The sequence below is a fragment of the Granulicella aggregans genome (genome assembly GCF_025685565.1).
GTDB classification, from domain to species: domain Bacteria; phylum Acidobacteriota; class Terriglobia; order Terriglobales; family Acidobacteriaceae; genus Edaphobacter; species Edaphobacter aggregans_B.
The window spans coordinates 655,517-667,864 of record NZ_JAGSYE010000002.1 but is presented as its reverse complement, the minus strand read 5'-3'; the positions used below and the strand labels follow the sequence as shown (position 1 = coordinate 667,864).

Here is a 12,348-nt window from a genome sequence, read left to right as displayed (position 1 = left end):
CCTTAGGCGAGCACAGCCTCGCGTGAAAGGCCCTTGCGGGCGGTGGTGCGTCTCTTTCGTGGGAGCTGCAAATCTACTTTTTCTACGACGACGTAATACCCGGGAGGATTTGGAAACTCCGGATCGTCGCTCATATCTACGGTCGTCTCTGAAGAAGCTTCGGGGATCGGATCGCCGTCATCCTGCATCCATTGCAGGTGAGATTCGAGCGCGCCTTTCAACGCCAAGCGAATCTTGGTGAGGGTCTTCGCCGTCGCCATGCATCCCGGAATATCCGGCGCAAAGCCCGCGAAGTTCTTGCCGGACCACTCGTAGATCACCGGATATTGTCTCGTCATCGCAAACCTGCCTGTTTCAGGATACTGATTAGCGTCTTCGGTGCAACTTCATCTGACGGGTGCCCGCAGAAGGTCACCTTACCGGATTTCGTTGGATGGGCATAATGGTCATGGCCGCCTTTGGAGTAGCTGTACCGCCATCCGTCTTTCAAAACAATCTTCTCTAGATCACGCCGCTTCACCTTGGTTCTGCTCCGGTCGGTGAGTGTTGTGCTTTACAGATGAATACGACTCAATGTGCTCCGACTAATTGATCGATGGTGATAATCGGTACTCCAGCCTTCTTGCCGTCAATGTAATCTTCAAACTCTTTGCGGAACTTCTTCACGAATCCGAGCGTCGGCATCGCCGCTGCGTCGCCAAGTGGGCAGAAGGTGCGGCCCAGCATGTTTTCGGCGAGATACTGCACGTTGTCGACGTCCTTCCTCGATCCGCCGCCCGCATGAACCCGCGTCAGCGTCTTCTTGATCCAGTCCGTGCCCTCGCGGCAGGGGATGCACCAGCCGCAGCTCTCGTGCTGGTAGAAGTTGATGGTGCGCAGCGCGAACTCTACGATCGAGACAGTCTCGTCGAGCACGACGATGCCGCCTGAACCGAGCATAGTTCCGGCCTTGCCCATCTGGTCGAAGTCGAGGCCTACGTCGATTTCGTCTGCGGTCAGCACCGGGCAGGACGATCCGCCGGGCACGACGGCTTTCAGCTTCTTGCCGCCCTTCACGCCGCCCGCCACGTCGTAGATCGCCTTGCGCAGGCTGTAGCCCATGGGGAGTTCATACACGCCAGGGCGTTCTACATGGCCGGATATGCCGAAGAGGCGCGTTCCGCCGTTGCGTTCGGAGCCCAGCTTAGCGAACTCTTCGCCGCCCATCAGAAGAATGTGCGGAACAGCGGCGATGGTCTCTGCGTTGTTGATGACGGTGGGGCCGCCATAGAGGCCGACGACAGCAGGGAAGGGAGGCTTGATGCGAGGCACGCCGCGCTTGCCCTCGAGTGACTCCATCAGCGCCGACTCTTCGCCGACCTCATACGCTCCCGCTCCGGTCTGCGTGATGATGTCGAAGTCCACGCCGGTGCCGAAGATGTTCTTGCCTAGAAAGCCCTTGGCGTAGGCGTCCGCGACGGCCTTCTCGACGATCTTCAGCAGGTAGCGGTACTCGCCGCGCAGGTAGATGAAGCCGAGCTTCGATCCGATGGCGAGACCGGCGATCATCGTGCCTTCGATGACCGCGTGCGGATCGTGCAGGAAGATGACGTGGTCCTTGCAGGTGCCGGGCTCGGACTCGTCGCCATTCACCAGCACGTACTTTGGCTTCTCGGACTGCTTTGGAACAAACGACCACTTGAGACCAGTAGGGAAGCCCGCGCCACCGCGGCCGCGCATGCCGGAGGCCTTCATCACGTTGATGATCCACTCCGGACCTTGCGCGATGGCGTTCTGCACGGCCTTGTAGCCGTCGAGCTCGATGTACTTCTCAATATCGGTTGCGCCCTGGCCGAACCGGCGCGATAGGACCTTTACTTCATCGGGGTGCGAGACGAGCGATGGCATCTACTTCACGTCCTTTCCCTGGCCGTCCTTATACATCTGAAAGAGAACGTCGACCTTCTCGGGAGTCAGATCGTCGTGGAAGTCATAGTTGATCTGCATGGCCGGAGCCCAGCAGCAGGCGCCGATGCACTCGACCTCTTCCAGCGAAAAGACGCCGTCCGGCGTGACCTCTTTGTGGCCGATGCCGAGCTTGTGCTTGCAGTGGTCGAGGATCTCGTACCCGCCGCGCAGCATGCAGGAGATGTTCGTGCAGACCTGGACGTTGTACTTTCCCGCTGGCTTGGTGCGCAGCATGGAGTAGTAGCTGAGCACGTTGCGCACGTCGAGCTCGAGGATGCCGATGCGCTCGGCGATCTCGGCGATAGCGGCGTCGGTGACGTAGCCCAGGTCGTCCTGCGCGTACAGCAGCATGGGCACGAGCGCGGAACGGCGCACCGGATAGATGGTGACGAGTTTGTCGAAGCGTGCCGCCGTCTCTGGCGAGAAGATCGTGTTGGCGATTGTGCTCACTGCATTAGCTCCCGCGTCAGCCTTTCGGCGGTAAAGTCCATATCTTCGGTTACATCTCCGACGGTCACGGTTCCATCTTCGTTCAGGTGGAAAAGGTGCACGCGGTTGTTGTCTTCGGTCATCTCGCTGGGAGTGAAGCGGAGCCAGCGGGTTCCGACACGAAGGAGAATTACGTCACTGCCTACTTCTACAACTGCCTGGTGCTGACTGTTGAGCCCGTGTGCCGCGCCGTAACTGCGAATCTGCGAAGCGAAGGAGGTCCAGAGTTCGGTGTGAAGGTTAGATTCCATGTTGCATCTGTGCAGGAGCCTTCTTCCAAGCGGCAAAGGCTAGAGTCGCCGGAACGAAAAAAAGCGGAGCAAAGATCATCTCAGTCCGTGTGGTCTTGAATCCAAACAATAACCAGCATCCAATGCAAAAACTAGAAACTACAAAAATCGCTTGAGCCCATTTGTTTCCGGAGATCAGTTGCATCCCGAGACTGGCGGCTATTAGAGCCAACTTCCAGACGTCTTTCAGATCGTTCCCGTTGGAGGGGTGAAGGGTACGGGAGTGATGATCAAGAAACCACATTAGACCCATCCAGGATGCGAACAAGAGGCACACCGCTCCATAAATGGTCGATAGCGTCCGTTCGCGCGTTCTTTTCATCGATCAATCTCTCCCAGCACAATATCAATCGAGCCAATGACGGAAACCACATCCGCCAGCAACTTGCCCTTGCACATCGTCTCGAGCGCCTGCAGCGTCGCATAGCTCGGGTTACGCATGTGGACGCGGTAGGGCTTAGCCGTACCGTCGGAAACTACGTAGTATCCCATCTGCCCACGCGGGCTTTCGATGCCCTGGTAGACCTCGCCTGCCGGTACGCCGAAACCTTCGGTGACGATCTTGAAGTGATGGATCAGCGACTCCATCTGCGTCTTCATCTGCTCTCGGTCGGGAAGGATGATCTTCGGAGCGTCGGCCACGATGCGGCCGGAGGGAAGTCCCTCGAGCGCCTGCAGGCAGATCTTTACTGACTCGCGCATCTCCAGCATCCGAACCTCGTAGCGAGCCCAGACATCGCCGCCGGTCGAGGTAGGAACGTTGAACTTGAACTTGTCGTAGCCGGAGTAGGGCATATCGCGGCGCAGGTCGAAGTCGACGCCGCTGGCGCGCAGCGGAGGTCCGGTCACGCCGAGAGCGATCGCGTCCTCGGGCGAGAGGTAGCCGACACCCTTCAGACGACCGATCCAGATGGGGTTGCCGGTCAGCAGGCCCTCGTACTGGTCGATGTTCGAAGGCATCGTGTCCAGGAAGCTGCGGATCTCTTTGTAGAGGTCGGTGGGCGGTTCCAGGCTGAGGCCGCCGATGCGGAAGTAGCTGGTCATCATGCGCTGGCCGGCGACGGCCTCGAAGATGCGCAGCAGAGCTTCGCGCTCACGGAAGCAGTAGAGGAAGACGGTCAGCGCGCCGATGTCCATGGCGTGCGTTCCCAGCCAGACCAGATGGGACTGGATGCGGGTCAGCTCGTTGAAGAGGACGCGAAGGTACTGTGCCCGCTCGGGAATTTCGAGGCCCAGCAGCTTCTCGACCGCCAGGCAATAACAGAGATTGTTCGACATCGGTGAGAGGTAGTCGATGCGGTCGGTCAGCGGAACTACCTGCTGGTAGAACTTCGCCTCGCAGGTCTTCTCGATGCCGGTGTGCAGGTAGCCGATGTCCGAAGCCAGCCCGACGACCGATTCACCATCAATCTCCACCACAAGCCGGAGTACGCCGTGTGTCGACGGGTGCTGGGGGCCCATGTTGATGACCATGGTGTGGTCTTTGGTTGTGCCCGTGCTGTGCGCGCGGGCGTCGGCGAGGATGTCGTTTACACCGGGGTTCTGCGCGGAGTAGCGCTTGATTGCTTCTTCTTCTGCGACAGGAGCCATTAGCGGTAGCCCTCCACGGGGTAGTCCTTGCGTAGGGGATGACCCTCCCAGTCCTCGGGCATCATGATACGGACGAGGTTGGGATGGCCGGCGAAGTGGACGCCGAAGAGGTCGAAGATCTCGCGTTCGTAGAAGTTGCACGAGGGCCAGACGGAGATGATGCTATCCACGTTCGCATCAGAGCCATCCAGCCGGACGACGAGGCGAATGCGTTCCTTCAGCGTGTGGGAGAGGATGTGGTAGCTGATCTGGAAGCGCGGCTCCGACGGGTACCAATCAACGGCGGTGACGTCTTCGAGGAAGTTGTACCCTGCGGCTTTGACTGCGTTCGCCGCTTCGATGATGTTCTCGCGGTTGACCGTGAAGGTGAACTCGTTGCGATCGAACTTTGCGTCGACGGCCAGAGCGGTCAGAGCCTTCACTGCGGCGTTCTCGGGCTGAGCCTCAAGAACTGCGGCAAATCCGGCGATCTTGCTTGCGGGATCGTACATTTACAGGTCTCCCTTATCGTTCGACCAGTTCAGGATGCCCTTCTTCCAGACGTAGAAGAGGCCGACGGCGACAAAGCCGAGGTAGACGATCATCTCATTGAAGCCGAAGAACTTCGAGCCAGTGATCGCGGGTAGTCTGCGGAAGATCACAGCCCAGGGAAGCATGAAGACGGCTTCCACGTCGAAGAGGATGAACAGCATCGCGACCATGTAGAAGCGAACGGAGAAGCGGCCGCGGGCATCGCCCACGGGGTCCATGCCGCACTCGTACGCGCCACCCTTGGTGCGACTGTTTTTATGCTTGCCGATGAAGAACGAGGCACCCACCATGCCGCACGCCAACCCCAGCGCGACCAGCACCTGAAGCACGAGCGGAAGGTAATTCCAGATATAGGGGTAACTTTGCATGGCCAGTTTCGAGACTAGAAGCGTGACTGGCAAGTGTCAAGCAAACAAGGGCTTTGGGATGATGGGACGAAATGTCAAGTCCCATTTTTGGGGTTGGCTGGGAGTCATTGCAGCAGAAGGGAATACGCTGCGATGAGGCGCTCCCCGAAGACGGTAGAGACCAGGCCGCCGAAAGCAAGAAAGCTTCCAAAGGCGATGCGGGTCGTCGCCGTCGCCCGCCCTTTGGTAACCAGTGCGACGGAGTAAACGGCTGCCGCCAGAACTCCCACGAAGAGAGAGAGGATCGCCGGCCAGAAGCCCAGAAACGCCGCGATCATTGCCAGCATCTTCACGTCGCCCATGCCCATGCCCTCGCGCTTGCGTAGCGCCCTGTAGATCCACCGGATAGACAGGAGCAGCAGCGCAATTCCGCACGCGGCGGCGATTCTGCCAAAGATCAGGTGCTCCGGTCCGGTCAGGAAGACATTGCCCTGCGAGGCGAAGCTTCCCGGGCTTCGCAGCCTGAGTTGGTGGGTTGAGTTCAGGACGATCTGGTCTTCGCCTGGAGCGAGAAAGATCGCTTCGCTGCAAGTGAGGAAGAAAGCCGCTGCCATGCCGCCAAAAGTGAAAGCATTTGGTAGAAGATAGGTCTGCCAGTCCATCACCATCAGCCCGATCAACAAGAAGCCGAGGACCGAGCTCGATAGGGCGGAGATCGCGGAGATCGCCCACTCCTCCGCGCTGTAAGCCTGGGCGGGCTGGGCCGAGGTGATCATTCTCGCAAACCCGGAGCCGGCGATGGCAAACCACGTCGCGGTCGCCAACTCAATAGCCGGATACTGCCAGGAGATCGACGATTTGCAATCGCGGCAGCGCGCTCTTAGCGCGAGCCAGCTGAGGACAGGGAAGTTGTCGTACCAGCGAATCCCATGGCCGCACGCCGGGCACCGGGAGCGCGGCGTCACAACGCTCTCGCCCTGCGGAAGACGAGCGATGCAGACATTCAGGAAGCTGCCAAAGAGCAGACCAGCGAAGGCCACCGCCGCTTCGAGAAAGATAAAAAGTTGTTCAGAGACGGTCACCTCTTCAGTATGCCCTCGCACCAGGAGAAGAGTTGGTTGAGTCGCCGAACTCTCTTTTACGCGAATCAAAGAAACTTGTTTACTTCGGGTGACCCGAGGGTGCGGCTTCAGGATGTGTTGCAGGCGCAGAAGCAGGTGCTGCCCGCGGAGCTGGAGCCGACTGACGTTGAGGCGCGACCGGTTCGGAGCGTACTACAGGTACCGCGCGGCTGCCCTCAGCCACGGGCTGACGTGCTCCGTCGCCTGATTGCACCGGATGCCAGGCGGCACGAGCGTTTGACGACGGGGCCGCATAGAGGGCAGATGGCTGCACTCCGGTCACCGGCGTGCTGGTGGAACGGTCAACGGCGTAGTCTCGCCGCATTCCGGCCCCGATCGTCGCTCGAGCGTTGCTCGAGGCGCTTTGTGCCGGAACCAGACCTCCCGTGCGCGGCAGAGGCATCACGGTGTTGCCGGCGATCACGCGCTCTCCGGTGTCGCGGTGCTCCGGGTTATTGGCATCTGGACGCTGGATCGGATGCACGGGCGCTACCGGTACCGGTCCTCCGCGGCCACGAAGGATCGGATGCACCGGTCCCGGCTTTGGCAGCGGGCGGCCAGGCTTCTTGTAGTCGCCCGGAGCGTGGCCGATGTACACCCCGCCGTCGTAGTAGCCGCCAAAGCCGAAGGCGCCGCAGTTGATGCCGGGGCTCCACGCCCATCCAAAGCCATCCCAGTAGTTCCACTGCCCGCAGCGGTAGGGCAACCATCCCCATCCGTAACCAGAGGCCCAAAGGTAGCCGGCGGGTGTGTACGCCCAGCTTCCATAGCTGTAGGGGTCGAACGAAGACTGGGCCGCAGCATCGCCACTACCGTCATCGACAGGCGCGGCAGCCACGTCGGGCTGCCAGACCTCTCCCCGGCCCGGAACGTCGTACCAATTCCCATTCGCGTCCAGGTCCGACCATCCATAACCCTGATCCCCCGCGTACTTCGACCGCACATCCGTCTCGGTCGAGGCTTCCCCGGCTGCTGCGGCATCGCGGTCCTGATTCCACTGGTCCCAGCTCTCCGGTGCGACCACCTCCCGAGCCATATACGTGCCCCCCTCGGAGGCATCGCCGGACCGAACCGTCTGCCCCGCCGTGGCCGAGAAGTCCGAGCCGCTGGCCGCAACCAGGTGTGCGCTTCCATCCAGAATCGAGATGCTCGCTGGAGCCTGATCGTAGTTGACCCTGACAATCGCATTTTCGATCGGCGAGATCTCGTCGCCTCCGACGTCCACCAGATAGTGATACTTGGTGCCGCCGCGTAGTTCCACGTACGCCAAGCCGCCCAGGATGGTGATTCGGGTCTGATACTCGCCGCTGCTGTCGATGCCGAGATTGACCAGACCTGCGCCGGAGTGTGGTGTGAGCCGCAGCAGGCTGCCGTCCTCAAACTCTACCTCGGCCTCTCCGTCATCACCCGTGGAAAGCACTGCGCCCTCCACCAGCGGCAGATTCACCACCGCCTTCGATCCGGACAAGGTGCCGCTTTGTTCCACGCGCACATCGCCTGCAAGGTAGGTCAGCCGCGCCGTGCGAAATGGCTTAACGCTCTGAGCAAAGGCGGGCCGGGACATGCTGGCCCCAACCACCGCAACGACAGCGAGGAGCAGAATCCCGCTGCGGGCGGAGCCTCTGGACTTCGAACTGGCAAGAAAAGAAATGAGGGACATTGACGCGACTCCCATCGTCGTGTGCTTCAGTCGTGTGCTTCCACTCCATAGAAACACGCGCGACACGGTTTAGACGCGCCGTCGGAACCGCTCGGCCTAAAAAATCTGGTGCGAGTAATGCAAAACCGGATCGCAGCGCGATTACGAAGGGGATTGCGCAACTTGCAGCAGCCGGGCGGCGCGCTGGCGAACGCGCTGTAGCACGTCACTGTCTTCGGCGAGCGAGCGCAGGGTCGGCGCGATCACGCCCACCTCCACGGCTCTTCCGGCGTCTACCTCTTCAGACAGGCTGGCCATGGTGCTGTCCAGGCCAAGCCGGTCGAAGCGGTGCTGGAAGTCCAGCTTCCGGCCCACATCCAGCGTGCGTGCGATCCCAACGAAGAGATCGGTCAGCAGCACCACACCCTTGTTCTCGGAGTAGTTGTAAGTGCAACTGCCGTGCAGGAACTCCTGGGAGTAGCGCAGCGTCTTGGTGCCGGTGTCGGCGATGTTCTTCGCCTTGGAAGCGCAGACGATGTTGAATAGGTCCAATGCCCGGGCGTTCGCGAAGATCTTCTGGGTGGTCGCTCTGCTGAGCGTGACCGTGCGGTCGATATGATGCGCCGGGGTCAGTTCAGCCTCCGTGGCTACCCTCGCAGCGATGATAACCTCGTCTGCCTCATAGCGGGCGCGACCGGACTCGTCAACGGTTAGGGTGAACTTTGGCACGGGAAGGCCCGGACGTTCGAAGTGGAAAGTGACCTCCGCTACAGGCACAGGCGTTTGAATCTGCGCCGATCCGAATCTGGTGAGAAGCAGGAGCAGGAAGACCAGGGCGATGCGTCGCGAAAGTGCGTTCAACGAGAAGCTCCCTGCAGGGTGAGTGTCTGCGCGGTGTGGATGTGGCAGATGGCGATGGCGAGAGCGTCACAGGCGTCGGGAGAATCCGGCGTCTCGTCCAGTTCGAGCAGCCGCGTGACCATGAACTGTACCTGCTCTTTCGCGGCGAGACCGTACCCGACGACCGCGCTCTTGATGGACAACGGAGCGTACTCGACGACCGGCATCTTGCAGGTTGCAGCAGCCAGCATGGCGACGCCGCGTACCTGGCCGAGCTTCAGCGCGGACTTGGCGTTGGCGGAGAAGAAGACCTCTTCGATGGCCACAACGTCAGGCTGGTGCAGCGCGATGAGCCCGATTAGTTCCGCGTAGACCTGCGCCAGTCGCTGCGGAGTGGTCTCCTTCTTGTTGAGCTTGATGGCTCCGGCGCAGAGATGAACCAGCTTCGGGTTGCGGGCCTCGTGGTCCATCTCGACCACGCCGTAGCCGGTGAACTCAGTGCCGCAATCGATGCCGAAGACGCGCATGGTGCGAGTTTACGACAGGGTGGAAAAGAATGCTGGAACAGTGGGGTCGGGTGATGGATCGAGAGTCGTGCATCGGCGACTGACTGATTTTGCAATCTGATGGTTTGGACGAGGCTGGTTGTGCCGGGGTTTCGGCAGCTTCCTGCCGATTGGAAAAAAGTGCACAGCTATTCGATATCAGGAAGGCCTGAGCGCGTGGAAAAAGCGAACGCCAAGAGACCAGCTACGGCCAGTACAAGCAAGCCTTCGAACGTCCACATGAGTGCTTCATGACCTGACATATCGATGCTGAATGAACCGACAGACAGGGGTGAACCTGTGATCGTGAGGAAGACCGCGTAGGCATCGACTCCTAGGCAAGTAATGCTCAAGCTCAGAGCGATCCACTGCTCAAGCGAGTAGAGGTCAGGCTGAGCAATACAGCGAAGGCACCCGAGTAGTCTGTTCACTTAGCGCCTCGAATCGATGATCTCGTCGGTCGTCCCTACGCGTATTTTTGAAGACAAAAAACACGGAGCCCACTCTTGTTGTCGATTCAAGACATGCGCAAAGGAAATCGTACGTTCGTCGGAACAGTGTCGATCGTGCGCTTTGACCGAATAGATCGGAAGGAAAAGGAGCAGACGTGATCCTGCTCTTCTCTTTCCAGACCCGCTTCACTCATATGTGAGGAGATCGTCGCGAGACAGGCGAGGCAGATCGAATCGTGCGAGCCGTCTTGTTTCCGCCTATGTGTGAAAGAACTAGAACTTTGATCCGTCATCGGGACACCCATGGTCGAAAACTATAGGAATGCTGACGTGGATTCTGTATTCAATTGATCAGATCTCCCGAAAGGCGTTTTTTCGGTCAATCTCGCGCACCACTTGGGTTACTTTGAAATCCCCTCGAGCGGCGAACTAGCCGTCGCATACAGCCTCCTCGGCATCCTCCCCGCAAGAAACGCCTGTCGCCCTGCGAGCACAGCATGCTGCATCGCGTCGGCCATCAGGATGGGGTCGCTGGCGGCGGCGATGGCAGTATTCATAAGCACCGCATCGAAGCCCAACTCCATCGCTAGAGCAGCGTCCGACGCCGTGCCTACGCCAGCGTCCACGATCAGCGGAACTTCGGTGATCAGCTCGCGCAGGATGCGGAGGTTGGCCGTGTTCTGGAGGCCGAGACCGCTACCGATCGGCGCTCCCAGAGGCATGACTGCGGCTGCACCCGCATCGATCAGGCGCTTCGCAAACACAATGTCATCAGACGTATAGGGAAGGACGGTGAACCCCTCTTTGACGAGGACGCGGGTCGCTTCGAGCGTCGCTTGAATGTCCGGATACAGTGTCGCTTGGTCGCCGATGACCTCGATCTTCACCCAGTCCGAAAGGCCCACCTCGCGGCCAAGCCGAGCGGCGCGGATGGCCTCCTCGGCGGTGTAGCAACCGGCGGTGTTGGGCAGAAGAAAGTATCGTTCCGGGTCGAGGAAGTCGAGTAGCGACTCACGCGACCGGTCGAGGTTCACGCGGCGCACCGCGACAGTGACCATCTCCGCGCCTGAGGCTTCGACAGCAGCCTGTGTCTCGGCTCCGTCCTTGTACTTGCCCGTGCCCACGATCAGGCGCGACTGAAAGGCTTTTCCGGCGATTACCAATGGCGACATCATGCGCTTATTTTACGGCGAAAGAAGGAGAGGGAAGGGATGAGGATTAAAGCGAACGGCCCGCATCCGGAGATGTGGGCCGTTCGGCGGTAGACTGGTGGGATTGACTTGAGGCGTCCATACTCGTGCATGGGCCGCTGCGGGGATACTTGAGAAAAAAAACCGCTGGGACTAGAGCAAGGACGCTCTAAGCCTCAGTCACCTCACGTAGCGTTTTGCAACTGGAACAATCAATTTTCATAGGCTGGACCATCCTCCTTTCCCGTGTAGCTAGAAGGTAGCGCCGGGGAGATTGGATGTCAAACGGCGGGTGAAAACAGGGAATCATTCTTGCCACGGGTTCAAAACCGGCACTCCGGCTGCGAGGAAGGGCGCTGTGTCTCTGGTCGCGACGGTGAAGCCGTGGACGGCTGCGATGGCAGCGATCTGACCGTCCGCGATGGAGATGCTGCGACCTTTGCTCCTGGCGATCGCGACTGCCCTCGAATACTCAACTGCCGCTCGATCATCGAAAGGCAGAACACGATTCTTGAAGAGCCGACGCACGAGCGTCTCAAATGTCGTAGACAACACTTGCTTGCGTCTACCCTTCGGAAGAAGCTCGATCCCCGACAAGGATTCAGCGAAGCTGGTTGCCGCCAGATAAAGCGTTCCATCCTGCTGTTTGTCCAGCCAGGAAAGAACCGTCGCGTTTGCGGTTGGCTTCATCGGTTCGGAGAGAACGTTCGTATCGACCAAAATCATTCGGACGCTCTCAGTTATTCAAAATTTACTGTGCTTCCAGCGGGCGTTTGATCACGCTTGATATCCAGTTCCACACCGCCGAACAGCTTGCCTAGCTTCGCCAACTCCGTCCCAATCTTGAGCCGCTCAGGTGGATTCACTACCTCGTCAAGAATCGAACGAATCTCCGCCTCGGTGCTTCTACCTTTTTGCTTTGCCCTGACCTTCAGGGCGCGATGTGTTTCGTCCGATAGATTGCGAATCGTCACAGCAGCCATGGGTCACCTCACAACCGAATGATATCACTTCGATAAAAGTGATATCACTTCAGATACGCCCTCACCAGGTCGATCAACTCCTCTCCGAGCTCCGGAGTCAGCGGTACCCGGCCGTCCTGCAGCAGGTGCAGCCGGATGTGGTCTTCAAGCACCTCCGCCATCAGGCCGTTGATTCCGCCGCGCACGGCAGCCAGCAGCATCAGCACGTCCGCGCACTCGCGATCCTCCGCCAGGGTGCGCTCGACCGCATCCAACTGGCCGCGCAGGCGTTTGACGCGATTCAGTAATTTCACACGTTCTTTACCAGGCTTGTCGCTCGTCATGTCTCTCGCCTATACCCTACCGGGGTATACTAATCCCATCCGCACCGTGCTCGATCCTTGA

16 protein-coding genes are annotated in these 12,348 nt (G+C 59.6%); all 16 read right to left on the bottom strand.

Annotation, left to right across the window (positions count from 1 at the left end; all coding sequences use genetic code 11):
- Window positions 1–2: 2 nt before the first annotated feature.
- Window positions 3–338: a type II toxin-antitoxin system HicB family antitoxin gene (locus OHL18_RS12395; RefSeq protein ID WP_263375160.1), complete on the bottom strand. Its 336-nt coding sequence runs from the start codon at window positions 336–338 to the stop codon at window positions 3–5.
- Window positions 335–520 (bottom strand): type II toxin-antitoxin system HicA family toxin, encoded by a 186-nt coding sequence (locus tag OHL18_RS12390; protein ID WP_263375159.1) that lies wholly within the window; start codon window positions 518–520, stop codon window positions 335–337. The genes OHL18_RS12395 and OHL18_RS12390 overlap by 4 nt, the downstream gene beginning before the upstream one ends.
- 50 nt (window positions 521–570) lie before the next feature.
- Window positions 571–1,887, bottom strand: a complete 1,317-nt coding sequence (nuoF, locus tag OHL18_RS12385) for an NADH-quinone oxidoreductase subunit NuoF (protein WP_263375158.1) — start codon at window positions 1,885–1,887, stop codon at window positions 571–573.
- Window positions 1,888–2,397 carry an NADH-quinone oxidoreductase subunit NuoE family protein gene (locus tag OHL18_RS12380; protein WP_263375157.1) on the bottom strand — a complete coding sequence of 170 codons (510 nt, stop codon included), beginning with the start codon at window positions 2,395–2,397 and terminating at the stop codon, window positions 1,888–1,890.
- Window positions 2,394–2,687 (bottom strand): transcriptional regulator, encoded by a 294-nt coding sequence (locus tag OHL18_RS12375; RefSeq protein ID WP_263375156.1) that lies wholly within the window; start codon window positions 2,685–2,687, stop codon window positions 2,394–2,396. Before OHL18_RS12375 ends, OHL18_RS12380 begins: the two co-directional genes overlap by 4 nt.
- Window positions 2,688–3,044: 357 nt before the next feature.
- Window positions 3,045–4,316: an NADH dehydrogenase (quinone) subunit D gene (gene nuoD / locus OHL18_RS12370; protein WP_263375155.1), complete on the bottom strand. Its 1,272-nt coding sequence runs from the start codon at window positions 4,314–4,316 to the stop codon at window positions 3,045–3,047.
- On the bottom strand, window positions 4,316–4,807 hold the full coding sequence (locus OHL18_RS12365) for an NADH-quinone oxidoreductase subunit C (protein ID WP_263375154.1): 492 nt from the start codon (window positions 4,805–4,807) through the stop codon (window positions 4,316–4,318). The genes nuoD and OHL18_RS12365 overlap by 1 nt, the downstream gene beginning before the upstream one ends.
- The gene (locus OHL18_RS12360) at window positions 4,808–5,215 is read right to left on the bottom strand and encodes an NADH-quinone oxidoreductase subunit A (RefSeq protein ID WP_263375153.1); all 408 of its coding nucleotides are present in this window, start codon (window positions 5,213–5,215) and stop codon (window positions 4,808–4,810) included. It lies immediately after the preceding gene.
- Between the two features lie 104 nt (window positions 5,216–5,319).
- A complete protein-coding gene (locus tag OHL18_RS12355; RefSeq protein WP_263375152.1) occupies window positions 5,320–6,276 on the bottom strand; it encodes a prepilin peptidase in 957 nt (318 codons plus the stop codon).
- Between the two features lie 79 nt (window positions 6,277–6,355).
- A complete protein-coding gene (locus OHL18_RS12350) occupies window positions 6,356–7,975 on the bottom strand; it encodes a DUF6600 domain-containing protein (protein ID WP_263375151.1) in 1,620 nt (539 codons plus the stop codon).
- 141 nt (window positions 7,976–8,116) lie between these two features.
- Complete coding sequence (locus OHL18_RS12345; RefSeq protein WP_263375150.1) at window positions 8,117–8,815, bottom strand: hypothetical protein; 699 nt, start codon at window positions 8,813–8,815, stop codon at window positions 8,117–8,119.
- Window positions 8,812–9,321 (bottom strand): crossover junction endodeoxyribonuclease RuvC, encoded by a 510-nt coding sequence (gene ruvC / locus OHL18_RS12340; RefSeq protein ID WP_263375149.1) that lies wholly within the window; start codon window positions 9,319–9,321, stop codon window positions 8,812–8,814. Before ruvC ends, OHL18_RS12345 begins: the two co-directional genes overlap by 4 nt.
- A gap of 871 nt (window positions 9,322–10,192) precedes the next feature.
- The gene (locus OHL18_RS12335) at window positions 10,193–10,963 is read right to left on the bottom strand and encodes a thiazole synthase (RefSeq protein ID WP_263375753.1); all 771 of its coding nucleotides are present in this window, start codon (window positions 10,961–10,963) and stop codon (window positions 10,193–10,195) included.
- A 324-nt stretch (window positions 10,964–11,287) separates the two neighbouring features.
- On the bottom strand, window positions 11,288–11,707 hold the full coding sequence (locus OHL18_RS12330) for a type II toxin-antitoxin system VapC family toxin (protein WP_263375148.1): 420 nt from the start codon (window positions 11,705–11,707) through the stop codon (window positions 11,288–11,290).
- Between the two features lie 14 nt (window positions 11,708–11,721).
- Window positions 11,722–11,964: a FitA-like ribbon-helix-helix domain-containing protein gene (locus OHL18_RS12325; RefSeq protein WP_263375147.1), complete on the bottom strand. Its 243-nt coding sequence runs from the start codon at window positions 11,962–11,964 to the stop codon at window positions 11,722–11,724.
- A gap of 44 nt (window positions 11,965–12,008) precedes the next feature.
- Window positions 12,009–12,287, bottom strand: a complete 279-nt coding sequence (locus tag OHL18_RS12320) for a metal/formaldehyde-sensitive transcriptional repressor (protein ID WP_263375146.1) — start codon at window positions 12,285–12,287, stop codon at window positions 12,009–12,011.
- Window positions 12,288–12,348 lie beyond the last annotated feature (61 nt).